Source organism: Congregibacter sp. (assembly GCF_045107095.1).
In the GTDB taxonomy this organism is placed as follows: Bacteria; Pseudomonadota; Gammaproteobacteria; order Pseudomonadales; family Halieaceae; genus Congregibacter.
Genome location: NZ_JBGCFU010000094.1, coordinates 14,056 through 36,942, shown reverse-complemented (window position 1 = coordinate 36,942; position 22,887 = coordinate 14,056). Strand labels below are relative to the sequence as shown.

The 22,887-nt window shown below is 53.6% G+C and carries 22 protein-coding genes and 1 tRNA gene; 14 read left to right on the top strand and 9 right to left on the bottom strand.

The window, feature by feature from the left end; all coding sequences use genetic code 11:
- The 4 genes from AB8B76_RS12375 to AB8B76_RS12360 form a co-directional block, all read left to right on the top strand.
- A partial coding sequence (locus AB8B76_RS12375; protein ID WP_405272884.1) for a DUF3604 domain-containing protein occupies nucleotides 1-1,290 on the top strand: 1,290 nt, incomplete at its 5' end.
- A gap of 13 nt (nucleotides 1,291-1,303) precedes the next feature.
- Nucleotides 1,304-2,818, top strand: a complete 1,515-nt coding sequence (locus AB8B76_RS12370; protein WP_405272883.1) for a phospholipase D family protein — start codon at nucleotides 1,304-1,306, stop codon at nucleotides 2,816-2,818.
- 76 nt (nucleotides 2,819-2,894) lie between these two features.
- Nucleotides 2,895-4,826 (top strand): DUF3604 domain-containing protein, encoded by a 1,932-nt coding sequence (locus AB8B76_RS12365; RefSeq protein ID WP_405272881.1) that lies wholly within the window; start codon nucleotides 2,895-2,897, stop codon nucleotides 4,824-4,826.
- 99 nt (nucleotides 4,827-4,925) lie between these two features.
- The gene (locus AB8B76_RS12360) at nucleotides 4,926-5,360 is read left to right on the top strand and encodes a DUF6265 family protein (protein WP_405272879.1); all 435 of its coding nucleotides are present in this window, start codon (nucleotides 4,926-4,928) and stop codon (nucleotides 5,358-5,360) included.
- A gap of 3 nt (nucleotides 5,361-5,363) precedes the next feature.
- On the opposite strand, the gene AB8B76_RS12355 is transcribed toward AB8B76_RS12360, so the two are convergent.
- Nucleotides 5,364-5,437, bottom strand: a tRNA-Gly gene (locus AB8B76_RS12355).
- A gap of 172 nt (nucleotides 5,438-5,609) precedes the next feature.
- On the opposite strand from AB8B76_RS12355, the gene AB8B76_RS12350 reads away from it, so the two are divergent.
- On the top strand, nucleotides 5,610-6,485 hold the full coding sequence (locus AB8B76_RS12350; protein WP_405272877.1) for a DUF302 domain-containing protein: 876 nt from the start codon (nucleotides 5,610-5,612) through the stop codon (nucleotides 6,483-6,485).
- Between the two features lie 30 nt (nucleotides 6,486-6,515).
- Nucleotides 6,516-7,295, top strand: a complete 780-nt coding sequence (gene ppk2, locus AB8B76_RS12345) for a polyphosphate kinase 2 (RefSeq protein ID WP_405272876.1) — start codon at nucleotides 6,516-6,518, stop codon at nucleotides 7,293-7,295.
- Nucleotides 7,296-7,336: 41 nt separating this feature from the next.
- On the opposite strand, the gene AB8B76_RS12340 is transcribed toward ppk2, so the two are convergent.
- Entirely contained in the window at nucleotides 7,337-7,723 is a 387-nt protein-coding gene (locus tag AB8B76_RS12340) for a DUF2141 domain-containing protein (RefSeq protein WP_405272875.1), read from the bottom strand.
- 168 nt (nucleotides 7,724-7,891) lie between these two features.
- On the opposite strand from AB8B76_RS12340, the gene AB8B76_RS12335 reads away from it, so the two are divergent.
- Entirely contained in the window at nucleotides 7,892-10,042 is a 2,151-nt protein-coding gene (locus AB8B76_RS12335; protein ID WP_405272873.1) for a cation:dicarboxylate symporter family transporter, read from the top strand.
- A 19-nt stretch (nucleotides 10,043-10,061) separates the two neighbouring features.
- Here the strand turns inward: AB8B76_RS12335 and AB8B76_RS12330 are convergent, their stop codons facing one another.
- Nucleotides 10,062-11,714, bottom strand: a complete 1,653-nt coding sequence (locus tag AB8B76_RS12330; protein WP_405272871.1) for an acetolactate synthase large subunit — start codon at nucleotides 11,712-11,714, stop codon at nucleotides 10,062-10,064.
- Nucleotides 11,715-11,822: 108 nt separating this feature from the next.
- Between AB8B76_RS12330 and AB8B76_RS12325 the strand changes: the two genes are divergently transcribed.
- The 6 genes from AB8B76_RS12325 to egtD all read left to right on the top strand — a co-directional run bounded on the left by AB8B76_RS12325 (nucleotide 11,823) and on the right by egtD (nucleotide 17,827).
- Nucleotides 11,823-12,392, top strand: coding sequence for an outer membrane beta-barrel protein (locus AB8B76_RS12325; RefSeq protein WP_405272869.1), 570 nt, complete (start codon nucleotides 11,823-11,825; stop codon nucleotides 12,390-12,392).
- Between the two features lie 39 nt (nucleotides 12,393-12,431).
- Nucleotides 12,432-13,166: an ATP-binding cassette domain-containing protein gene (locus tag AB8B76_RS12320; protein WP_405272867.1), complete on the top strand. Its 735-nt coding sequence runs from the start codon at nucleotides 12,432-12,434 to the stop codon at nucleotides 13,164-13,166.
- Nucleotides 13,163-14,635: a glycine betaine ABC transporter substrate-binding protein gene (locus tag AB8B76_RS12315; protein ID WP_405272865.1), complete on the top strand. Its 1,473-nt coding sequence runs from the start codon at nucleotides 13,163-13,165 to the stop codon at nucleotides 14,633-14,635. The genes AB8B76_RS12320 and AB8B76_RS12315 overlap by 4 nt, the downstream gene beginning before the upstream one ends.
- A 386-nt stretch (nucleotides 14,636-15,021) precedes the next feature.
- Entirely contained in the window at nucleotides 15,022-15,549 is a 528-nt protein-coding gene (locus AB8B76_RS12310; RefSeq protein ID WP_405272863.1) for a PhzF family phenazine biosynthesis protein, read from the top strand.
- Nucleotides 15,539-16,810 (top strand): ergothioneine biosynthesis protein EgtB, encoded by a 1,272-nt coding sequence (gene egtB / locus AB8B76_RS12305; protein ID WP_405272861.1) that lies wholly within the window; start codon nucleotides 15,539-15,541, stop codon nucleotides 16,808-16,810. Before AB8B76_RS12310 ends, egtB begins: the two co-directional genes overlap by 11 nt.
- Nucleotides 16,811-16,849: 39 nt before the next feature.
- The gene (gene egtD / locus AB8B76_RS12300) at nucleotides 16,850-17,827 is read left to right on the top strand and encodes an L-histidine N(alpha)-methyltransferase (RefSeq protein ID WP_405272860.1); all 978 of its coding nucleotides are present in this window, start codon (nucleotides 16,850-16,852) and stop codon (nucleotides 17,825-17,827) included.
- A gap of 28 nt (nucleotides 17,828-17,855) precedes the next feature.
- Here the strand turns inward: egtD and AB8B76_RS12295 are convergent, their stop codons facing one another.
- On the bottom strand, nucleotides 17,856-18,368 hold the full coding sequence (locus tag AB8B76_RS12295) for a DUF427 domain-containing protein (RefSeq protein WP_405272858.1): 513 nt from the start codon (nucleotides 18,366-18,368) through the stop codon (nucleotides 17,856-17,858).
- Between the two features lie 168 nt (nucleotides 18,369-18,536).
- Between AB8B76_RS12295 and AB8B76_RS12290 the strand changes: the two genes are divergently transcribed.
- The gene (locus tag AB8B76_RS12290) at nucleotides 18,537-19,295 is read left to right on the top strand and encodes a hypothetical protein (RefSeq protein ID WP_405272857.1); all 759 of its coding nucleotides are present in this window, start codon (nucleotides 18,537-18,539) and stop codon (nucleotides 19,293-19,295) included.
- 5 nt (nucleotides 19,296-19,300) lie between these two features.
- Here AB8B76_RS12290 and AB8B76_RS12285 read toward each other — a convergent pair whose 3' ends face one another.
- The 5 genes from AB8B76_RS12285 to pufB all read right to left on the bottom strand — a co-directional run bounded on the left by AB8B76_RS12285 (nucleotide 19,301) and on the right by pufB (nucleotide 22,573).
- Complete coding sequence (locus AB8B76_RS12285) at nucleotides 19,301-20,224, bottom strand: 3-keto-5-aminohexanoate cleavage protein (RefSeq protein WP_405272856.1); 924 nt, start codon at nucleotides 20,222-20,224, stop codon at nucleotides 19,301-19,303.
- 42 nt (nucleotides 20,225-20,266) lie between these two features.
- On the bottom strand, nucleotides 20,267-20,776 hold the full coding sequence (gene def, locus AB8B76_RS12280) for a peptide deformylase (protein WP_405272854.1): 510 nt from the start codon (nucleotides 20,774-20,776) through the stop codon (nucleotides 20,267-20,269).
- Nucleotides 20,777-22,207 (bottom strand): PucC family protein, encoded by a 1,431-nt coding sequence (locus AB8B76_RS12275; RefSeq protein ID WP_405272853.1) that lies wholly within the window; start codon nucleotides 22,205-22,207, stop codon nucleotides 20,777-20,779.
- A 77-nt stretch (nucleotides 22,208-22,284) separates the two neighbouring features.
- Nucleotides 22,285-22,428 (bottom strand): light-harvesting protein, encoded by a 144-nt coding sequence (locus tag AB8B76_RS12270; protein WP_271562737.1) that lies wholly within the window; start codon nucleotides 22,426-22,428, stop codon nucleotides 22,285-22,287.
- A 10-nt stretch (nucleotides 22,429-22,438) separates the two neighbouring features.
- On the bottom strand, nucleotides 22,439-22,573 hold the full coding sequence (gene pufB, locus AB8B76_RS12265) for a light-harvesting antenna LH1, beta subunit (RefSeq protein ID WP_405272886.1): 135 nt from the start codon (nucleotides 22,571-22,573) through the stop codon (nucleotides 22,439-22,441).
- Nucleotides 22,574-22,887: the final 314 nt, after the last annotated feature.

Below are 22,887 nucleotides of genomic sequence, written 5' to 3'. Positions count from 1 at the left end.
ACGTTCACCACGCTGATCGGCTATGAATGGTCTTCCGCCCCCAAGGGCGGAAATATGCACCGCAACGTTATTTTTCGCGATGATCACGTACCGGCTTTACCTTTTTCATCCATAGACTCCCCCGATGAGGAGGATCTCTGGAAGTGGATGGGCGCTCAGGAAGAGTTAGGCTCGACACTTTTGGCGATTCCGCACAACTCCAACGCCAGTAAGGGCTTTATGTTTGAGCCCGTAGACAACTCAGGGAACCCGATGGATGCCGAGTACGCTCGCTTACGCAGCCATTTTGAACCACTTATCGAGATGATGCAGATCAAGGGCAACTCTGAAGTACATCGCAAGTTTTGGCCCGCTGACGAGTTCGCTGATTTTGAAAACGGAGATAGCGTAGAGACACACAGTAAACGCACTTTTGCGAAGAAGAACTTTGTCCGTGCGGCGGTGATAGATGGTTTGGGCTACGAGCAGAGTCTCAACGCGAACCCTTACAAGTTGGGTTTTGTTGGGGGCACTGATAGCCACAACGGTACTCCCGGTGATGTAGTAGAGAGCACCTATGTGGGCAGCCACGGCGCTGCGGATGGTTCTATAGAGCGCCGCCGCGTGGATGATATCCCTGGATGGATAGCTGTGAGAGATTCAAGCCCCGGGTCCATTACCGGCGTCTATGCGCCCGAGAATACCCGAGGCGCAATTTTTGATGCGCTCAGAGCGCGTGAGACCTTTGTTACTTCCGGGCCGCGATTGAAGCCCCGATTCTTCGCGGGAGCCAATTTGCCAGAGGCCGTGGATAACCCCCGGGAAATGCTAGAGCTTGGCTATAGTGATGGCCTGCCCATGGGGTCGACGCTCACGGCCCTCTCTGAGTCACCTAGGTTTTATATTCACGCAATGAAAGACCCTGAAGGTGCGAATCTGGATCGCGTGCAGATCATCAAAGGTTGGGTTGATAGCGATGGAAAAACCCATGAGCGAATTTATGATGCAGCGGTGTCCGATGGACGAACAATTAACGATAGCGGACGGTGCACGATTGCGGTGGGTAACACCGTGGATGTTGCCACTGCCACCTATCGGAACTCCATTGGTGCGACAGAGTTGATGACCACATGGTCTGACCCGGACTTTGATCCGAGACAGCCAGCGCTTTACTACACTCGGACCCTCGAGATTCCAACGCCGCGATGGACCACCTACGACGCCGTGCGTTTTAAGCAGCCGCTTCTTGATGACGTGCCTGCGACTGTTCAAGAGCGGGCTTGGAGCTCGCCGATTTGGTATGTGCCCTAAGGTGTATCGACCCATGACGAATTTTGGACGCTTGGTCGCCGTAATTACGACTGCGTTTGCTCTCCACGCTTGTTCGACTTTGCCACCCGAGAAGACTAGCGATGAGTTTGCCAGCGCGCCAGCGGTTACACCGCTCTGGACTGAGCTTGAGGAGCTGCGCAGCGACGACTGGAACATCCTGTTAAACGATGGGGCTACAGCTCTTGATTGGAGATTGAACGCGATCGACTCGGCAAGTCGTAGCCTTGATCTACAGACCTTTCTTTGGTCCTTGGATACCGTGGGGTCAGCGATTCTGAACCGCTTACTTGCCGCGGCGGAGCGTGGTGTAAGAGTGCGCTTGCTGGTGGACGATTCCTTCTTACTTGGAGAAGACGACTTACTCCTGGCGTTGGCAGAGCATCCGAATATCTCTTATCGCGTTTACAACCCGTACCAGAGAAGACACGACGGCTTTGCTACTCGCGAACTCATGAATCTTGGAGACTTTGAGCGTTTGAATCACCGCATGCATAACAAAGTCATGCTAGTGGACAACAGGGTAGCCATTATCGGAGGGCGAAATCTTGCCGACGAGTACTTTGGTTTTAACGAAGAAGCAAACTTCCGTGACATGGAGCTTCTCGTGGGAGGCAGCGTTGTTCCTCGTCTTAGTGAGGTATTTGATACTTACTGGAACGATATCTGGTCGGTTCCCATCGCCACCGTTTCCCATGTTCTTCCGAACTATGAGCGCCTGACGGAAGCTGTCGCTGTTAAGGATCGGGAAATCTTAGCTCGCGGTGAATACGATCAATCCGCCTTGCGGGCCAAGTGGCGGCTTGCCGTCGAGGCTGCGATCTCCGGGGAGGCTGAGCTACTGGTGGATATACCGCCTCCTGCAGATATCAACGCGCTGGAGAGTGCGCCGGTGCAGCTAGCGCAGCGGCTTCTTGAAACTTTCGAAAGTGCTGAGGAAGAGGTGATTGTCATATCCGCCTACTTGATCCCGTCACCGCGATTGGAAGAGTTGGTTGAACAGGCCGTACAGCGAGGCGTCCGCGTTCGAATTCTCACAAACTCGATCCGTTCTAATAATCACATCACTGCTCACAGTGCTTACCGAAATCACATTGATGAACTAATGGCAGACGGCGCAGAGCTTCATGAGGTACGCATCGACGCAAAAGATCGCGACCGTTACATGCTCTCTCCAACTGATGGCAAGGCCTTGGCTCTGCATGCCAAGGTGTTGGTGATTGATCGTGATCATGTGTTTGTGGGCAGCCCTAATTTGGACCCCAGATCAATGCGGATTAATACTGAGGTGGGCTTGCTCGTGAAAAGCCCGGAGCTCAACGCGAAGATTCGAGAAGGTGTGGAGTCAGATCTCAGTCAGGCCAATGCCTGGAGCCTGCAGATCAATGAGTCAAGCAAGGTGGTTTGGGTGGCCGAAGGAACGACACTCTCAGAGCAACCTGCTGCCTCTTATATGCAGAGGCTAGAAGATTGGTTCTTCGCGCACTTGCCCATTGAAGGACAGATGTGAAGCATTCTTGCATGCTCATGAAGTCTAGGCGCATACTTAATTATAAAATTCTAATAATAAGTACTTAGATGGTCTGATGAGAAAGCTAAAAGTCACATTGTTTACTATGGCGACGCTATTGCTAGGGTCAGGCGCGCAGGCGCAACACGATGGTGGTGCTTTACGGACAGAGGATCTAAACGGCCTTTACCCCGGTAAGAGCTACTCTCCCTGGGCTGATAGAGCGTTTCCCAGTCAAGTCTTCTGGGGCGAGACACATCTACACACCGGTTTGTCTTTGGACGCGGGTTTGTTTGGCAACACTACCGGTCACGACACAGCTTATCGCCTGGCCCGTGGCGAGCAGGTCACTTCATCGACAGGGCAGGAAGTAAAGCTCAGCCGACCTTTGGATTTTCTTGTCATCACTGATCATTCGGACCTTATGGGTATCGCTACCGATATTCAGCGTGGCGCGCCCAACATTTTGGCGATCCCCAAGGGCAAGGCATGGGCTGAAGGCTTTGCCAAAGGCGGTCAGGCCGCTGGCGAAGCTGCGTTTGACCTCATTGGAAATTTCTCTCAGGGCACTATTCCCGCGGAGCTGTTAGAGCAGTACAGCCCCGGTGCAGATGTGTACAACAGCCTGTGGGACGAGATAATCGAGAAGGCGGATAGCTATAACGAGCCGGGACGATTCACTGCGTTTATTGGCTTTGAGTGGACTTCGGTCCCGAAAGGTTTCAACTTGCACCGCAACGTCATCCTGCGTGATAACGGTAATCGTGCCGGCCAGGTTGTTCCGATGACCACGATGCCCCCCGTGGGAAGTACGGACCCGCTGGACCTGTATAAGTGGTTAGAGAATTACGAGAGCAAGACGGGGGGGCGCGCTTTGGCAATTTCCCACAACGGAAACCTGTCTAATGGATGGATGTTTCCCGTCGACAAAACCTATGCCGGCGGTCGGGTCAACAAGGAATATGTAAACCTGCGTGCCAAGTGGGAGCCGCTCTATGAGGTCACGCAAATCAAAGGCGATGGTGAAACTCACCCAAGTTTGTCGCCGGATGATGAGTTTGCGGACTACGGCACGTGGGACGTGGGTAACCTAGATATTTCAGAGTTAAAGAAGCCTGAAATGTTGCCGGGTGAGTATGCCCGTGAGGCGCTTAAGCAGGGATTAGCGCTTGAGAAGAAGTTCGGTACCAACCCTTACAAATTCGGCTTGATTGGCGCCACCGATGCGCACACCTCTTTAACCACGGCTGAAGAAGACAATTTCTTCGGAAAGTCTGTCAGCGTGGAGCCTTCCGCTACGCGCGTTGAGCATCCTTTTGTGAAGTCGGCTTTGGGTGCAATCGAAGGCGACATGTTGCTGGCGTCTGGTTATCAAGGCGTATGGGCGACAGAAAACACCCGTGCGGCATTGTTTGATGCCATGGAGCGAAAGGAAACCTACGCAACGACGGGCACGCGGATGGCCGTGCGCTTTTTTGGCGGCTGGGATTTCGATGCGGATGATGTACGGAGCCGACAGCCTGCCTTTGTCGGTTATGAAAAAGGAGTGCCTATGGGTGGCGATCTTCGCGCAGCGCCCAGCGGCAAGTCGCCAAGCTTTATGGTCTACGCTTTGCGCGATCCCATTGGGGCCAATCTCGATCGAATACAGATCGTAAAAGGCTGGATGGATAAGCGTGGAAACCTGAAGGAAAAAGTCTACGATGTGGTTTGGTCGGACGATAGAGTCCCGGATGCCAATGGCAAGCTGCCACCCGTTGGGAACACTGTCGATCTGGAAGCAGCTAACTGGACTAACACCATTGGCGCATCTGAGTTGATTGCGGTCTGGGAAGACCCGGATTTTGATGCTCAGGAAAGTGCTTTTTATTACGTGCGTGTCATCGAGATTCCCACGCCTCGCTGGGTCCTTTATGACAAGGTCCGCCTTGGCGCGAAGATCCCCGATCATGTGGAGCTAGTGCACCAGGAACGGGGTTACACATCGCCGATTTGGTACACGCCCTAGTTGTTTGTATCGTTACGAACAACCGTCGCCGTTTCTAAGCGTAGTGTTCAGAGTACTGCTCTGCGTATTACGCTAAAACACGCCTTGGCATGCGCGGCGATGCTCCCGTCTCTCGGGCATGCTCAGGCAGTCGACTTGGATTGGCTCGTCGGTTGCTGGGAGTCCTACGAGAACTACAGTAAGGAGGTTTGGGTCAAAAATCCTGATAGATCCTTGCTGGGGTTTAGCGCATCGGTAGAAAATTCTGAGATAGGGTTTTACGAACTGCTTTATATTCGCGAAGTAGGCGGAACACTGACCTACACAGCGCATCCCTCTGGACAGAGTTCAGCGGTGTTTGTACTGAGCGAGACCGGCGAACGGCGGGTTGTTTTCGAGAACCCCTCCCACGACTATCCTCAACGTATTGCTTACGAGAGAGTCGAAGACTCCCTCACAGCAGTTATCTCATTGATGAATGGCGAACAGCAGCTTTCTTTTGTTCAGGAGAACTGTGATCCAGGTGTCGCAATTGAGGCTTCTTCAGAGCCCTGATATTGGAGCGGGTGATGGGAATCGAACCCACGTCATCAGCTTGGGAAGCTGAGGTTCTACCATTAAACTACACCCGCATCATTCCTTGATTGCAGTTTACATCACAGGCATCGCGGTCGCGCACTAAAATGCGATTAGTGACAACGGATTCGCTCAGTAACGGAATTCAGCATGATGGCGTAACAAGGCGCTGTACGCATTAGTATTGGAGTAGGTATGTGCGGCTTTTTGATAAATGCTAGAGCAGGTTTGATCGCAATCATCACCTCGGCGATCTTGATCGCCTGCGGTGGTGAGCGTCCAATAGATACTTCTCGCTACGCGGCCATTGATAGCGTCGTGGGTCAGATTAAGGAGAATCTGGCTGCGGCGGATGATTTGCGTGAAATCGCTGACATAGACCATTCTCGTTTAGCACATGAGGCGGAGTCGCCCATGCCTCCCGCTCGGGTTGTTATTTTTTCTAACCCAGAGCTAGAGACAAGTTTGATACAAGAGAACCCTCTTACGGCTCTGGATTTACCTCTGAGAGCTTTAACGTTTGAAGACAGTGATGACGGTTCTCCATCGCTTATCTACAATTCTTTTGACTACTTGCTTTCGCGATACGGGCTGAATCCAGAAGACACCCTAGCCCTTCGCAAGCGCTACGAGCAGAGTTTTGCTACTGCTGTAGCAGGCGTCTCTTCACAAGTTCTCACGCAGTTTGCTAGTGATGTAATGCAGCCGGACGGCATTGTTACGATAGATAGCCCTTTTGATTTTGAAGAAACCATTGAGCGAGTAAACGAAGCCATCAATGCTCAGGGAGACACAGTGCATTTTGGAGTTGTGGATTTTCGGGCGAACGCAGCAGAAGTCGGAGTCTCGATACTCCCTTCACACATGATCTTGTTTGGCGGTCCAGGCCCAGGGGGCAAAGCCATGGCGTCTGCGCTCACTCTGGGGCTTGATGGGTTTTGTCAGAAGTTTTTGATTTGGCAGGATCAAGAGGGAGTAACCCATTTGTCGTTTAATGACCTTCTTGCTTTGGCGGAGCGACAGGGTGTTAGCAAGGCTCCAGCGCTACGGGTGATTAATTTTCGATTGAAGAAAACCTTTGGCGATGCCTTGGCGGTAGAGTAGTCGGTATCAAAGAACCAGCAGGAGCAGTTAATGAAACGTAAGCACTACGAGCAGGAATTGCGTGAATTGCAGGCAGAGCTGGTCGCACTCCAAGAGTGGGTTAAGGATACCGCCCAGCGTGTAATCGTGGTTTTTGAGGGACGGGACGCCGCGGGCAAAGGCGGTTGTATTCGTGCTTTGACCGAGCGGGTCAGCCCGCGGGTGTTTCGCGTTGTGGCCTTACCGAAACCTTCGGATCGAGAAAAGAGTCAGATTTATTTGCAGCGGTACATCAGTCACTTTCCCGCCGCGGGTGAAATCGTGGTCTTCGATCGCAGTTGGTACAACCGTGCCGGTGTGGAGCGAGTTATGGGCTTCTGTACCGAGCAGGAGTCGCAGCGTTTTCTGCAGGAGTGCCCGAATTTCGAACGGAGCATGATTGTTGATAGTGGTGTGATCTTTCTTAAGTACTGGCTCGAGGTCAGCGAAGAGAAGCAGGAAAAGCGGTTTCAGGATCGTATCGACGATCCGGTAAAACAGTGGAAGCTGTCTCCCATGGATATACCGGCCAGAGAGCGTTGGTTTGAGTACTCCCGGGCTCGTGATGATATGTTAAGAGCTACCGATACGGATTTTGCGCCGTGGAATATTGTTAAGTCTGATGACAAGCGGCGCGCACGTTTAAACGTGATTCGTCACTTCTTGTCGCAGGTTCCCTATGTAAAAGAAGAGCGCAGAGCTGCTGATTTGCCACCGCGGGACATGACAGACGCCTACGATGATAGTGCGAGTATTGCTAACAGGCGCTGGGTGGAAGACAACTATGGTTAGCTTAAGAACGGTTAGCTTAAGAACGGCTAGCTACGAATTAGCTAGTTCAGCTTTATCTCTATGGTGGTTTCACCGTCTACGGTAAAGAGAGATTCTTCGAAGTCGGGCTCCCCGATCGTCCGCTTATAGTTGCTAAAGCCATAGCCCTCACTAGGTATTCCCAACATATTGGTGTCCAGTACGCCGTTCGCGTTTTCGTCGTGGTATAGCTTGACCGCATAGGTGCCGTTTGGAAGTTCTGGAAATATAAGGCGAACTTTGGGTCCGGAGACACTGTCCTTAGCGGTAGCAATAGGGCCCTGACTGTCCTCCCAGCCCTCAGCGGAGTTGAATACCGCGACCATCATGGCTCCGCCCAGTCGCTCTATACCGACGACATCCACTATCAGCTGATCAGCCTTTGCAGGTATCGCGAGCGCAAAACTCATGCTTAGCGTGGTACTGGCTAAAAGTTTCAACGATAGTTTGCGCAACATACTTCTGCCTTTTGATCTCATACGTACCTTCAAGAGTAGTACGAGGCGGCATCAGATGCACCTTTTTGTCCCATGACAATGGACGCCAAGAGAAGCTGCTCTAGGGGTTACAATCTCAGGATGACATTCACCCGGAAAATTCTTCTTGGTTTGCTCGCAGGTGTAGCGCTTGGGCTCTTCTTTGGCGAAAGCGTTGGCGGCTTATCCGTCATGGGTGATGTCTATATCGGTCTTCTGCAAATGACTGTTTTGCCATACATTATGCTCTCGCTTATAGCGAATCTTGGGCGTATCAGCTGGAGCGAGAGCCGTGGCCTTCTTACGAGCCTCTGCGCGGTGTTTCTGGTGTTTCTCCTGGGCGGAGGGGCCATTCTCATGCTCAGCCCGTTGGCGTTTCCGCCTGCGGACGCCGCAAGCTTTTTTAGTCGCACGCTAATTGAAGCCCCAGAGGTGATCGACTTTGTAGCGCTCTACGTGCCCTCCAATCCGTTTTCAGCGATGGCGGACAATCTGGTGCCTGCGGTTGTTCTGTTTAGCATTCTGTTAGGTATTGGTCTTAGCGGAGCTCCACACGCAGGGGGCTTGCTAACCGGTTTGGATACTTTGACGGACGCCTTGAATCGAGTGAATAAACTCGTGATCAAGCTAACGCCTTTGGGCGTATTTGCGATCGCGGCGGGGACTGCGGGGACCATGTCTCTTGATGAACTGGGTCGACTCCAGGGTTTCCTGATCAGCTATACCTTGCTCGTAGCAGCGGTGACCTTTGTGGTACTTCCTTTATTGGTTAGTGCTGTAACGCCCTTTTCCGCGCGGGAGTTGTTAATGGTTCCTCGGGATTCCCTGATTACGATTTTTGCAGCGGCAAAAATTATTGTGCTCATGCCGCAGCTTATTGAGAACGTGCAGGAACTGTTTCGTCGTCATGATTTATTAGATGACGAGGTCGAGCACGGCACGGGCATTTTGATGCCCCTTGCTTACCCGTTTCCCAACCTCGGTACTTATCTGATCCTGTCCTTCGTTGCATTCGCAGGCTGGTATCTGGGTAGGCCCTTGGATTTCGCCGACACCCTGTCTCTGGAGGCTTCATCTTTCTTTTCCAGCTTTGTCGCGCCCATCGTAGGCATTCCCTTTCTCTTGGATATGTTGCAGCTTCCGGCAGACGTCATGGAGCTGTTTGTTGTCTCTACGGTTTATACCGATCGCATTCGTGTGGTTCTGGGTGCTATGCATTTGATTGCGTTGAGCACGGTAGTCATGGCTATCCGGCGGGGCGTTTTCCGACCTGATTTTCGGAAACTAACTATCGCATTGGCTTTCTCCGTGGTGGCCGTAGGCTCTGCATTGATGCTTACGCGGGTTTGGTTGCAGGCGACGGTGGTGGGAAGTTACGACGGTGATCAACAGCTCTTGCAGATCGAATGGATGGCGCGGCCTGTCATAGCGCGCAGCTATAGCGACGAATTGCCGAGCGCAGCCCCTGGGGATGCACCGCCACGTCTGGCAAGGATTGCCGAAAGGGGCACAGTGCGCGTGGGATACGTTCCTGACTCACTACCTTGGGCTTTTCGGAATGAGCAGGGCATAGAAACCGGCTTCGATATGGAAATGGCAAACGCACTCGCCCGGGATCTCGATGTGAGCCTCGAGCTTGTTCGTGTGAGGGAGCCAGACATTAGTACTCTGATAGCCACGGGACAAATCGACATTGTCATGTCTGGCTTGGGACGCACCGCCGACAGGTTGCGACTGTATCGTTTTGCGGGGGAGCCTATCGATCTCACGCTGGGCCTGCTGGTTCCTGATCACGAGCGCAAGGCTTTCTCGGATAGCACGCTGTTGCGCGACCGCACAGACCTGACGATTGGCGTTGTGCAGCGCGACCCAGCATTCCAGCGCCAGATTGGCGAGCTATTGCCCAACGCGTCTATTAGATTTGTAAACAGCCCCAGGGCTTTCCTTCGTGGCGATGCTCCAGAGCTGGATACCGTTCTCTACTCCGCAGAGGGCGGTGCGGCGTGGACACTCCTCTATCCCAACTACTCTGTTGTGGTGCCGCAACCCGTATTGGCACGGTTAACGGGGGGGTACATAGTTCCTGTCTCAGACGACCCTTGGGCGCGTTACATCAACGAATGGGTGAAGTTAAAACGCCGCGACGGCACGGTAGACGCACTGTTCGAACACTGGATCGGCGGAGGCGGTGCGACACCCAGCACGCCGCGATGGTCTGTTGCGCGGGATGTACTGGGCTGGGATATTAATTAGCTGAATGCTATTGCGCCGACTAAATAGAGCAGGTCAGCTCTCCTAAGCGTTCTGTTAGCTTTTGGTTCTCACGATAGTCGATAGGTACAAGCACCAGGCTGGGTCCGATATGATCTTTGGCGGCTTTCAGGGCCTCGGGGAGATCAGCTCCAGCCTCCACTTGCTGAAAATGCCAGTCGAACGCGGATGCGAGATGACTCCAGTTTGGATTACCAAAAGACAAGTCTGTATGGCGTCCAAATTCTTGAGACTGTTTCCATGCGATCAATCCGTAAGCGTGGTCTTCCCACACCATGACCGTGATGTTGCTGTTGAGTCGCCGTGCCGTTTCCATTTCCTGCAGATTCATGAGAAAGCCGGCATCGCCGCAAATACTGATGATGCTGCGTTCGGGGTCTACTAGCGATGCACCAATGGCGCCGGGTAAAGCAAATCCCATTGAACAGAAACCGTTGGGTATGAGACAGCCATTAGGTGTCCGGCAATGATAATGACGGGCGATCCACATCTTGTGAGCCCCTACGTCTGACAGAAGTAGACCTGTGTCGCCGTAGAGTTTTTCCACCTCAAAAAGTACTTTTTGTGGCTTGATGGGACCCGCAGCGTCATCCGCAGCATGTTCCTTGAGATCTGCCTGCATATCCCTGCGCGTTGCCGCTTGTTGCGCGGTGTCAAAGCCCTGTGTTGGCTTGTCTCGAAAGATGCTTACCAAGGCTGCGATATTGTCAGCAATATCACCAACTAGTTCGTTCTCGGGGTTAAAGTGCTCGTCGATTTCGGCGGGCAAAAAGTCGATGCTCACCACGGGCTTGTCGCCTTCGGGGTTCCACAAGTGCGGGTGGTACTCGACCATGTCGAATCCGATGGCGATTACCAAATCTGCTGCATCGATGGCGCAGGTGCCTATGTCCTTGCTGCCCAAGCCGATCGTATACAGACATTCGGGCATATCCGGATCCACAGCGCCTTTTCCCATAAAGGTATTGAGCACGCCGATGCCAGTGATTTCTACGAGCTCTCGCAGTTGCTCTGATGCGCGTTTTCGCACGCAGCCGTTCCCCGCAAGAATCACCGGCTGCCTGGCTCCGCGAATTCGCGCAGCAAATTCATCGACTGCCGCCGCAGCAGCGACGGGCCGTCGGTATCTAACGGGTGTAATTGGAGTTGCGGAAGTTTCCCGCTTCGCAACATCTTCGGGGAGTTCAATAAGTACTGCGCCGGGTTTTTCCGTGCGGGCAACCCGGACCGCTTTGCGGATGATCTCGGGGATCGTATCTTCATGAATGACTGTCTCGGCCCATTTTGTGACGGGTTCGAACATCTTTACGACGTCCATAATCTGGTGTGATTCTTTATGCAGACGCGTGGTACTCCCCTGACCGGTTAGCACCAGCATGGGCGCGCGATCCATGTTGGCATCGGCGACACCGGTAATCAGATTAGTGGCTCCAGGACCTAGCGTGCTCAGGCAGGCAGCCGGTGTGCCGGTCAATCTGCCATACACCTCGGCCATGAAGGCGGCGCCCTGTTCATGGCGGCACAGTACAAAGCGAATAGACGAGGAGTTCTCAAGGCTCATCATGAAGTCCGCGTTTTCCTCTCCGGGTACGCCGAACACGTACTCGATATTTTCTGATTCAAGACATTGAACGAATAAGTCTGAAGCCTTCATTAACGCTGTTCTCCGCTTAAAGCTGACAGTGCATTTCTTTGTGACATTTCTCGCAAGCCATTTTTATCTTGAGCATCGTGGCTTCGCCTATACTGCGCATACGTAACCATGGAGGTAAGTCTCTTGTTAAACCGATCAAAAGTCACGTTTGTCCATGGGTGTGCTTCACTGGCCGCTCTTGTTTTGAGTTTGGCCGCAACCACGGCCCGTGCGGACTCTCTTTACATTGGCGCCGGCGCGTACTTTACCGATGCTGAACTTACGGTGGGCGGTGAAGATGACATCACTCCGGCAGGCTTCATTGGCTATCAGTTTTTGGACAGCAACGTCCTTATGTTGTCCGTAGAGGCTGGTTACTACGACTTGGGATCCTGGTCTGGCAATGTCAACGAGATACCGTATTCGTTCGATGCTAGCGCCCTGACGATTGCAGGGGTCGCCTATGTGCCCGTCGGTCCGTTCTTTGAAATCTACGGCAAGGCAGGCTTTGCTGCGGTAGAAGTGGAGTCGCGCTTTGCTGATATTCCGCGAACGGACGACGACACGGAGTCCTTTATCGGAGCGGGATTTGCAGTGGACTTCTTTGATACCGTTGATATCTACGCCGAGTACCTCCAGTTCCACAACCGGATCGATTCACAGATGGTTGGCGTTGGTATCCGTTTCGACTTTTTCTAGATCCGGACATTGTTGCCCTGCGGCACTTAGGCAGATCTTGTGCATCCCTTAGAGCTATCTGGTGTTTTTAAGCACTTTGCCGGAAAGGTCGTACTCGACGATTTCAGCCTGGGTTTTTCTGAGGGTCGCGTTACTGCCCTTGTAGGGGCCAGCGGTTGTGGAAAGTCCACAGTACTTAAACTCTGCAATGGGCTTTTGCAGCCCGACGCTGGCGTAGTGCATGCCTTTGGGGAGCCTCTTAATTACCAGGACCTTGGCGAAACCCGTCGGCGCATGGGCTACGCGGTGCAGGGCACGGGGCTATTCCCGCATATGACTGCGGCAAACAACATTGCCATTGGCGCTCAGGCGTCCGGCTGGTCAACCCAGGACATAGCGGTTCGAATCGCGGAGCTACGGACGCTCATGCATTTGGACGAGGAGCTCCTGGAGCGTTATCCCCATGAACTCAGCGGAGGTCAGCAACAACGCGTGGGTCTGTCCCGGGCAATGATGCTTCGTCCCCGGATTTTGCTCCTCGATGAGCCTTTTGCGGCAATAGACCCCATTACGCGTTTTGATATACATCGACAGCTTCAAGAGCTTCTTGCGGCGGAGCCAGTCACCGTTCTACTGGTCACCCACGATATGCGAGAGGCGATGCTTCTGGCTCAGCAAATCGTTGTTATGGCCGACGGGAAAATACGGCTTAATGAGGCGACTGCCGAGTTGCAGAAGCGGCAGCCAGACTTGGAACCCGAGGTCTTACTACAGTCACTTATGGTGACCCCGTGAAGGGTCCTCTCCTGATGATTTTTCTGTGGCTCGCAGTTTGCGCGAATCCTGCGTTAGCGCAGCCACCAGTGGTTGTGGGCTCTAAAACTTTCAGTGAAAGCCACATCTTGGCCGAGGTGGCGGCGCATTATCTGGAAGCCAACGGGGTGCCTGTCGAGCGAAAAATTGGCCTCGGAGGCACACTGATTACCTATGAAGCCCTGGTGCAGGGCGAACTGGATGTTTATCCCGAGTACACCGGCACGCTTACCGGTGCGGTGTTCGATGATTTATCTATGGACATAGCGAGGCTTGGCGAGGCACTTGATGGCGACGGTCTGGAGTTTCTGGTGCCCCTCGGTTTTAACAATAGCTACGCGCTCGCCATAAGCGAAGCTCTCGCGGCGCGCCTCGCAATTGCCAGTATCTCGGATCTTGCGATGCACCCCGATCTCGCCGTGGGGCTTTCCCTCGAGTTTCTGAACCGCGGGGATGGCTGGCCAGAACTCCAGCGTCGTTACGCCTTGCCACAGCAAGCGAAGGGCATTGAGCATGCTTTGGCCTATCGAGCGCTGGACGCCGGGCAATTAGATGTTGCCGATGCTTATACGACCGATGGAGATCTTGACCTCTACGGTCTGCGGCTCCTCAACGACGATCTTGGGGTTTTTCCCGCTTATGATGCTGGCTTCTTAACCAGAAAGGGTTTGCCGAGCCGCGCGCGAGAGCTGCTGGCAGACCTGGAAGGGGTTATAGACGAGACGACTATGCGTGCTCTCAATCGTCGGGTAGCGACGGATGGACTGTCACCAAAAGTAGTCGCCTTTGATTTTCTTGTGGAAAAGGCTCTGATCCAAGCCGGTCGCAGACCATCAAACAGTGAAAGCCGTATTGCGCACAATACCGCGGTACACCTTAAGTTGACGGCGACGGCAGTGGCTCTTGGTTGTTTGGTGGCAATACCCCTGGCGCTTCTGGTTTCACGATCACCGGGTATCGCGGGAGGGTTGCAGTACTTGGCGAGCTTGCTCCAAACGATTCCGGCTCTGGCACTTTTGGCCCTCCTGATTCCTTTGCTGGGTCTGGGGCAGACCACGGCGATCTTCGCGCTCTTTTTGTACTCCTTGCTGCCTATTGTGCGGAATACCCTTGCGGGGCTTGGGGGAGTCGATCCACTGCTTAAAGAAGTCGCTCGTAGTTTGGGACTAACACCTGCTCAACAAATTTTGCGCATAGAACTGCCTTTAGCCGTACCCATGATTATTGCGGGGATAAAGACCGCCGCGATCATCAGTATCGGTACCGCGACCCTTGCAGCCTTCGTTGGTGCAGGCGGCTTGGGTGAGCCGATCATTACGGGACTGACCCTGAATAACAACAGGCTTATTCTCGAGGGTGCGATACCCGCAGCCTGTCTTGCTATCGCAACCGAGGTGATTTTCGGACTGATAGAGCGTGGTTTTGTGCCGGCACACCTTCGCCGCAGTTAGAGCGTCATGCTCTGCGCGTGAAAAGCTGTTAGGATTTTTGCATAAGGGCCTGCGTAACTTTGGCGGGCAATCAGCCGGGCAGTAACCGGCGCCAAAAAGAATAAACGTTTATCGAATCACGACTCGCAAGCCTGACTCTTTATGCTTTCGCTGGTAGCGAGGGCCGTCGCAAGAACGCTGTTCGAGGAAACCCTTGTCAGGTAAGTCTCCTCGAGGGTCCTCCAGAAAGCTCACCGGAGCCTGGTTCTCACACCCAGTGTCTTAGTTGGCGTGTGAATGATGACGTCTGTGCAGTGCGTTGTTGGTCCCCTTCGGGTCATGAGATTCAGCTCTGTGGCCACGGCTTGTTGTGTAGCGGCGCTGCGTGGTTAAGTCAGGGGAGCAGCTTGAGCCAGCTTGAGATGAACGGTCTGCGAGCGGCCTTTCATGCCGACGAAGATAAGTATTGGATAGGTCTTCCATCGATAAGCTGTGCAGCTTGTCGTGTACCGCACTGGATTGGAGAGTTTTTTCCTGTGCCGCCGTGGCGTGCCGCGGAAGCGGGGGCCGATGACGGATATCTAGTCCTCGAATGGCCAGAAGGTTTTGATCTGGAGAGCTTGCCCATACCTCGCTATGCGCTACATCGCCGAACAGGCCGCGCACTTATTGTGACATCGCGAGATACCTCGTCGTCCTTTGATATTCAGATGCGCTACTTTGCGCCGCAGCACGGTGTTCCCGAGGACACGGCAACGGGCTCAGCTATGCGCGTACTCGCTACCTATTGGATGAATCGGGACTTGAACGAGAACCTTCGTGCGCTGCAGTGTTCCCCGTTCGGCGGCGAACTTTACAGCCGTATCCGCGAAGACCTCACCTGGGTCGGGGGTCGGGTAGTTGCCGAATCCAGGGAGGAAAGCCGTGTCAGCTGAAACCATAAGGGACCGATTTCTTGCCACAAGGCAGCGCTTTTTGGCGATCTGCCAACCTCTTGAGCTTGAGGACTACGGCTTGCAGGCAGCGGAGTTTGCCAGTCCTCCAAAATGGCATCTTGCACACACGACATGGTTCTTCGAGACCTTTCTCCTCAAGCCATTTGTATCTGATTATCAACCGTTGGAGCCTCTTTACGAGGTGTTATTCAACTCTTACTACAATGGCATTGGCAACCAACATCCGCGAGGAAAGAGGGGCCTACTGTCACGACCATCACTGCAGGATGTTTTTGCTTATCGAGAGCATGTTGATCATGCGATGTTGTCATTGCTAGCGACAGTGAATGATCGTGAGGGCAGTGAGGAAGCCCAGGAGCTTATCGCCAGAACCGTGTTGGGTATCGAGCATGAACGTCAGCATCAGGAACTGTTTTTTACCGACATTAAGTTTTCCCTGGGCGTTAATCCACTGTATCCCCGGTACATTGCGGGAGACGTAAGCACGCAAGCTGTCACCGCTCCCCTTTCTTGGACAGCTTGCGGTGGTGGGCTCATAGAAATTGGCTATGAGGGCAGTGACTTTAGTTTTGACAACGAATTACCGCGGCATCGTACCTATCTCGAGGCCTTTGAGTTGGCCAATCGTCTGATCACCAACGGGGAGTATCAAGCTTTCGTCGACGATGGCGGATACGAACGACCGGAGCTGTGGTTAGCGGATGGCTGGGCAATGGTTCAGCAAGAGCAATGGATCGGGCCTCTCCACTGGGTAGATAGAGGCGGCCAACAGCTGGAGTTCACCTTGATGGGTTTACAGCAACGAGCGGCGGCAACACCGGTAGCGCATGTGAGCGGTTACGAGGCGGATGCTTATGCGCGCTGGGCCGGAGTACGCCTGCCCACAGAAGCAGAGTGGGAGCATGTTGCCGCGATGGGCTATGAGCACGACCATGATCCAGCGGAGTCTGGAGACAGTGCGCGAGCTGCTCTTTGTCACCCCGAGGCTGCCGCAGGGGAAGACCTACAGCAACTTTACGGCGCGTGTTGGCAGTGGACTCAGAGTGCCTACAGTCCCTACCCGGGATTCGCACCGTCCGCCGGAGCTATCGGCGAATACAACGGTAAGTTCATGAGCAACCAATGGGTACTGCGCGGGGGCTCCTGCGTCACGCCACCCAGCCAAGCTCGCCCGACGTATCGCAATTTCTTCTATCCCCAGGATCGCTGGCAATTCAGTGGCATTCGCCTTGCCAGATAAATTTCGAAATAGTGATCGAGACAGGAAAGCATCAATATTATGAATGAGTCCTTGGGCAATGTAAGTCGCGTTAGTTTTCGGGATGAGCATCCAGATTTAGGCGACGGAAGAGAAGAGATACTGAAAGGTCTTGGGTTGCCGCAAAAGAGTGTCAACCCGAAGTGGTTCTACGATCAGCGAGGATCTGAGCTCTTCGACGAGATCACTCGCTTACCTGAGTATTACCCCACACGCACGGAAATTCTTATTCTCGAGCAGAACCGTGAAGCCATCGCCCGTGTGTGCGGTCCCGAGTGCATCTTGATTGAACCGGGCAGTGGCTCTAGCGAGAAAGTGCGGATTCTTCTAGATGCGATGCGACCTGAGCGGTATGTCCCCATCGATATCTCTGCAGCCTTTTTACAGCGCTCGGCGCAGGCTTTGGGCGAAGAGTATCCCTGGCTGGACATCGCTGCGGTATGTGCCGACTTTAACGGAGGTTGGAGCTTTCTGGAGGAGCTCCCTGCGTCTCCACGAGTGGTTTTCTATCCCGGATCGACAATTGGCAACCTCGAGCCGGACTTAGCGCAGCGATTTTTACGTGAGCTGAGAGAGATGGTCGGCCCTGATGGAGGTGTGCTTATAGGCGTTGATACCCATAAGTCCACGGAGCGCCTGAACGCCGCCTATAACGATAGCGCAGGGATTACCGCAGAATTTAATCTGAACGTTCTTCGTCGAATGAACGAGTTGCTGGATGCCAGCTTTGATGATTCTAGCTTCAGTCATCATGCGTTTTATAACGAAGGGCAGAGGCGTATTGAAATGCACCTTGTAAGCGACAATGCTCAGCAGATTGAGCACGCTGGCGGGTACTTTCACTTTCGCGCAGGGGAAACAATACACACCGAGTGTTCTTACAAGTACAGTCTTGAAGATTTCGCGGCCCTGGCGCAGTCCGCGGGTTTGGAAATCGCAGAAACCTGGCAAGATGACGAAGCTCTCTTTAGCGTCCACTATCTCCGCCGGGCTGTCTGAAAGGCTCTGCTGGCTTTGTTGGTATCCGCTACCAGTGACCCGTGCCAGGCTCTCCTTTAAAGGGTCCCGTGAGGCGGTCAGTAATCCAGCCGCCGTAGAACTCTCCCGGTTGAGGTCGCACGCGCTCACCGTTCACTGCGCACTGAATCCGCGATGGGTAAAAGGATGCGTGGCGATGGATCGCGGCAAAGGTCTTCGATGGATCGGCGTAAAGCCAGGCCACTGGATATCCTTTGGGGTCATCAATCAACGCAAAGTAACTGGCCTGGCCTTTCCACTCACAAAAACTGTGATGAGCTATCTCCCGAAGCTGTGTCCAATCAATGTCAGTCTCGGGTAGGTAGTAAGTAGGTGGGCTGGCGGTCTCTAAAACCCTAAGCGCGTTTTGGGTCTTGGCAATCGCGACGGCACCATTGCTGACCTCAACGAGTTCATCGCTAGGCACCAGAATAGGAGGGCGCGGATAGTCCCATACAGACTCTTGGTCGGGTCCAGGTGCGATGGCGAAGTCAGGACGTCGTTTACCAGTATATTTCCACATTCTCCTACTCTAGCGCTTATGTTGCTGTCTAGCGATGCGTTCGCGCGCTTAGCTGTGGTGAATCGACTCTCACGGAGTACTTATTCCGTGTGCCGGGTATTACTGCGACTTGTACTAAAATTACTCGGCCCTTAGTTGCGAAAGCTAGATCACAAAAGTCTCCGATAAATGACCCTCCCGAAATACACGAGAAGCGCTTTCTTCTCACGCTACGCGATGGCGCTCTTGGCCGTTGTGCTCATTGGTTTTGCGCCGTCGTTTTTCTTGCGTCTAGTGATCGAGAGCGAGCCCCTCCCATTTTACCTGCATTTACACGGTGCCTTACTTACCGGCTGGTTTGCCATCGTGTGCGGTCAGGCGTTGTTGATTCGCAAGGACAACGTGGTGCTACATCGGCGCCTAGGTCGATTTTTTGCTGCCTACGGCGTGGCAGTCGCCATAGCCGCTCTTATGGCGACCTTCAATTGGGTAGAGCGAGAGCTGGCGATGGGCGCGACCTTCGAATCCGATATGGCAGCCGTTAATCCTCTGCAAGCAACGGGGATTTCGTTTCTGGACTTCGCTGCAGCACTGGTTTGCTTCAATATTGCGTCGGTGGCGGGTTTCGTAGTGCTTTTGGCATTAGCCGTCGTGTTCCGACGCGAAGGGAGCCACCATAAACGCTATGTCTTGTTTGCATCACTGTCGATTGTTACCCCTGGTGTGGCGCGGATTTCACGGATTGTTATGCAGACAGAGATGGGTCCGATCATACCCCTCGGTATCGCGGGTTTTGGTTTGGCAATACTCATTGCGGATTTTAAAAGCTTGGGGCGTCTGCATCTCGCATCGCTGCGGGCGTCACTGATTCTCTTCATAATTAATGGTGTGGCAGGACTTATTGCTCTGAGCCCCTACGGCAAGATGCTCGTACGGGCCCTTGCGTAGAAAAGTTAGTGCTGGGTGAACTTTACCGGAAAGGTCGGAAGATCAAGCATTGCAGCAGCTTCCGTGGTCGTAGCGATGGGCCGGTCATATTTGGCTGCGATGTCGACAACCTCTTTTACCAGCTCGACATTGTTCGGCGTACGATTACCTGCATAGGGTTCTAAGCCCACCTGTACATGACCACCTCTTTTGATCGCAGCCTCTGCCAGACCACACCCTGTGCAATCCGCGCCGAAGCTTGAAACCAGCCAAGGAACGTCCCAGTCGCCTAGCATGCCGAGATAGGCCTCAAGGCTAGTCGCCGTAGGCGGCATGCCAAAGGGTAGTTCCTCCGCAGCAAAGTACAGCTTGATCATGCTGCCGCGGGGGAGTTTGCCCGCGCGGTGATAGGCGAGGATGAACTTTAGAAAGCTGGGTTCGAAAATCGATACGCTCATTCCAATATTGAGGCGGCGGCAGGCCTCCACGTAATAACGGGAGTCAGCCATGTCATTGCGGTATAGGTATTCGCTGGGAGCAAACAGGCCGTCTTCGTCTAAGAGTGAAAGGTTGAAGGTTCCAGGGTCCACCAAGCCCTGGGCAAGCAACCCCTCCGTGGCCATCTCTTCAACGTGCTTGTAGCGGGTTTCGACGGATACACCGTCCTGACCAACAGGCATGGTGGGTGTCAGTATTGCGTCAGGTCGCAATTCGAGCAGCCTGCGCCATGGTCTTGCATAGCGTTCTGTATCAAGTTCACCCGAACCACCGATGATTGGCTCGTCGGTATGGTTGTGAATCAGCGCGGCGCCCGCCTCCATGCACGCCACGGCATCTGCGACGATTTCATCATCACTATAAGGCACTGCAGGGTTGAGTTCTTTGCTGGCAGCGCCATTGAGAGACGCTTCGATAATAAGCGGTTTTCCCGCTACTGATGATGAGCTCATGGGATTGTAGCCGTGAATGTAACGAAGCTCAGTCTGCTCTACTTAGGCGGCGCGGGAAAGCCCCGTATTAGATCCCGATGCCATCTTCAAGCGCAGCTTTTTGAACCAGGAGAGCCGATCGGTGAACAGTACGCCATCGAGATGATCCAGTTCGTGCTGAACACAGACCGCATGAAGCCCGTCCACTTCGAACTCTTGAGTCTCGCCATCGGCATCCTGAGCGCGAAGCTTCAATCGAATGCAGCGAACCACATTGCCTTCTATGCCGGGCACCGACAGGCAGCTCTCCTGGACATAGCGGGATTTTGATTTGGAGAGTATCTCAGGGTTGATATAGAGCCTTTCGCCGAATTCATCGTCAGGTACATGTACCAAAATTATTCTTTTTAGGATCCCGGCCTGAGGTGCAGAGAGGCCAATGCCGTTAGTGTGTTTCAGTGTGTCGAGCAAATTGCGCACCTGCTCTTTGAGAGCATCGTCAAACGCAGTTACGCGCTCGGAATGTTCCCGCAGTCGTTCGTCAGGTACTTCAATGATATCCAGCACCGCCATCTAAACTGCGTGCTCCGTTGTGCTGGGGGATAACTCATAGGAACGCTCTCGCAGGAGAGGGGCAATGAGGAGAAGAGTGATGACAAGTAGCGCGATCTCAATCCCGTAAACAGTCATGTAGCCACTGGCACTTGCGCTACTGGATCCTGCGGCTAAAGAACCGGCCTCAAGTGCGTTTACCGCATCGCGAATGATGCCGCTCAGGGCAACGCCAATCCCGGCAGCCGTAGCTTGTACTGCGCCCCAAGCGCCCAGAGCCAGGCCGGCTTGCTCCCGAGGGGCTCGGTTCATGGTGGATGTAAGTGTCCCATGGCCAAACAATGCGCCGCCAAAACCAACCAGAAAGTTGCCGACAACAAATAGCCACGGATTCACAAGGGGAGCCGCAACTATCACCAAAGCAAAGGCGGGAAGCCCAATAAAGGCACCGATGCGCGTGGCGATATAGGGATCCATGCCGTCGCTTATAGCCTTGGACGCAGCGCCGAAGCCTGCCAGTCCACCTACTGCAAAAAGCGCCGTAAGTAATGTTGTGGAGCTTACAGACAGGTTGAGTACGTGACCCCCAAATGGCTCCAGCAGTATATCTGCCATGCCAAAGGCCATGGTGCCCATCCCAACAATGGCCAATCTGCGAATCGTATGCTCGCCTTTACAGAACTGCTGCCAGGCGTCGCGGAAGCTGGGATCCGCGGCCGGGACGACGTTGCCCCGGTTTGGTCTTCGGGCTTCCTGCTTCCAAACCGCAGTGATGTTGAGGACGAGAGTGAGTAGGGCGGCAGTTTGAATCACTCGAACTAAGCGGCCGGGACTGAAATCCATAAGTACAGTGCCAAAAATTAATGCGCTGACCATCATGCCAAGGAGCAGCATGACGTACATCAGTCCTACAACTTTCGGATGCGACTCTTCGGGAGTTAGGTCCGTGGCTAGCGCTAACCCGGCGGTCTGCACTGTGTGAATACCAGCCCCCACCAGCAAAAAAGAGGCAGCTGCTGTTATCTGCCCTACCCAAGGCGAAACACTGCCGGACAGCCCTTCTCCTGCCAGTACGAGAAGAGCGAAAGGCATAATCGAGAAACCACCAAATTGCGCCAGCGAGCCTTTCCAAACGAAAGGGACGCGGCGCCAGCCAAGGGCGCTTTGGTGATTGTCCGAGCGAAAACCAATGAGTGCGCGTAGGGGCGCAAAAACTAGGGGCATTGCTAGCATCACGCCGACGATCGATGCTGGCACATTGAGCTCTACAATCATGACGCGATTCAGAGTGCCAACCAGCAGCACCATCGCCATACCGACAGATACTTGAAAGAGCGAAAGACGAAGAAGCCTACTGAGAGGCAGGTCGGGTGTTGCTACGTCTGCAAAGGGCAGCGCTCGAGTCCCCAAAGAGGACCACATGGCGATGAGCTTTCGATCGAGACGATTCACAATTTGAGTCTACCCAGAAACAGGTCGGGGCGACAATTGTCGCCCCGTGCGGTTCGCATAAACCCTGTTCGTTGGCGTTAGCCGCCGAAGAAGGCTGGGAACCAGGTTGTGTTTTCCAGCACCGCAAAATGCACAGTGAAGGCAATTAAGGCCACGCCGCCAAGCATCGCCGGGATTCCAACAGTGGGGTTAACCACAGTCCAGAGTTTTCCGTTATTCATGCCTAGCTCCTTAGCCCAACCAGGGGGTTAGTGTGTAAACGAGGGCGTGCGCGACGAGCGAAATTACAAAGAACACGCGCGTGCCATCAATTATGTACTTATGTACCTCTTCAGATTCCCTAATGGTTAAACCGGTGGGGAACACCTTTTCTCCATTTTCCACGTTTAGCTACTCCGTTACCTATCACAGTGATGGCGGGATCATTGCGACTGAGGCAACTTTTCCCGTATAGATCAGACTAGGAACTCGTTCATATGTTGTCAAGGTTATTTGTCAAGTATATGTGTAAACTTTAGTTTACACATTGACAGTGGCGAGAAGGTTCAATACGTGAATATCTGGAGCCCCTTCAGCGCTTAGCAGTAGCGCACTTTGAGGCGATCTTTATATGGTCTAAGTGGTTGTTTTATCTGGCATAAAAAAACCCTGGTGCCGTTGTGGCCGCCAGGGTTTATTGC

Coding starts and splice junctions, on each gene's coding strand:
- AB8B76_RS12290 (WP_405272857.1), top strand. CDS start 18,537: ATGACCCTCCCGAAATACACGAGAAGCGCTTTCTTCTCACGCTACGCG.
- def (WP_405272854.1), bottom strand. CDS start 20,776: ATGGCGGTGCTGGATATCATTGAAGTACCTGACGAACGACTGCGGGAA.
- AB8B76_RS12365 (WP_405272881.1), top strand. CDS start 2,895: ATGAGAAAGCTAAAAGTCACATTGTTTACTATGGCGACGCTATTGCTA.
- AB8B76_RS12360 (WP_405272879.1), top strand. CDS start 4,926: ATGCTCCCGTCTCTCGGGCATGCTCAGGCAGTCGACTTGGATTGGCTC.
- AB8B76_RS12340 (WP_405272875.1), bottom strand. CDS start 7,723: ATGAGTTTTGCGCTCGCGATACCTGCAAAGGCTGATCAGCTGATAGTG.
- AB8B76_RS12330 (WP_405272871.1), bottom strand. CDS start 11,714: ATGAAGGCTTCAGACTTATTCGTTCAATGTCTTGAATCAGAAAATATC.
- AB8B76_RS12270 (WP_271562737.1), bottom strand. CDS start 22,428: ATGAATAACGGAAAACTCTGGACTGTGGTTAACCCCACTGTTGGAATC.
- AB8B76_RS12335 (WP_405272873.1), top strand. CDS start 7,892: ATGACATTCACCCGGAAAATTCTTCTTGGTTTGCTCGCAGGTGTAGCG.
- AB8B76_RS12325 (WP_405272869.1), top strand. CDS start 11,823: ATGGAGGTAAGTCTCTTGTTAAACCGATCAAAAGTCACGTTTGTCCAT.
- ppk2 (WP_405272876.1), top strand. CDS start 6,516: ATGAAACGTAAGCACTACGAGCAGGAATTGCGTGAATTGCAGGCAGAG.
- AB8B76_RS12370 (WP_405272883.1), top strand. CDS start 1,304: ATGACGAATTTTGGACGCTTGGTCGCCGTAATTACGACTGCGTTTGCT.
- AB8B76_RS12285 (WP_405272856.1), bottom strand. CDS start 20,224: ATGAGCTCATCATCAGTAGCGGGAAAACCGCTTATTATCGAAGCGTCT.
- AB8B76_RS12295 (WP_405272858.1), bottom strand. CDS start 18,368: ATGTGGAAATATACTGGTAAACGACGTCCTGACTTCGCCATCGCACCT.
- egtD (WP_405272860.1), top strand. CDS start 16,850: ATGAATGAGTCCTTGGGCAATGTAAGTCGCGTTAGTTTTCGGGATGAG.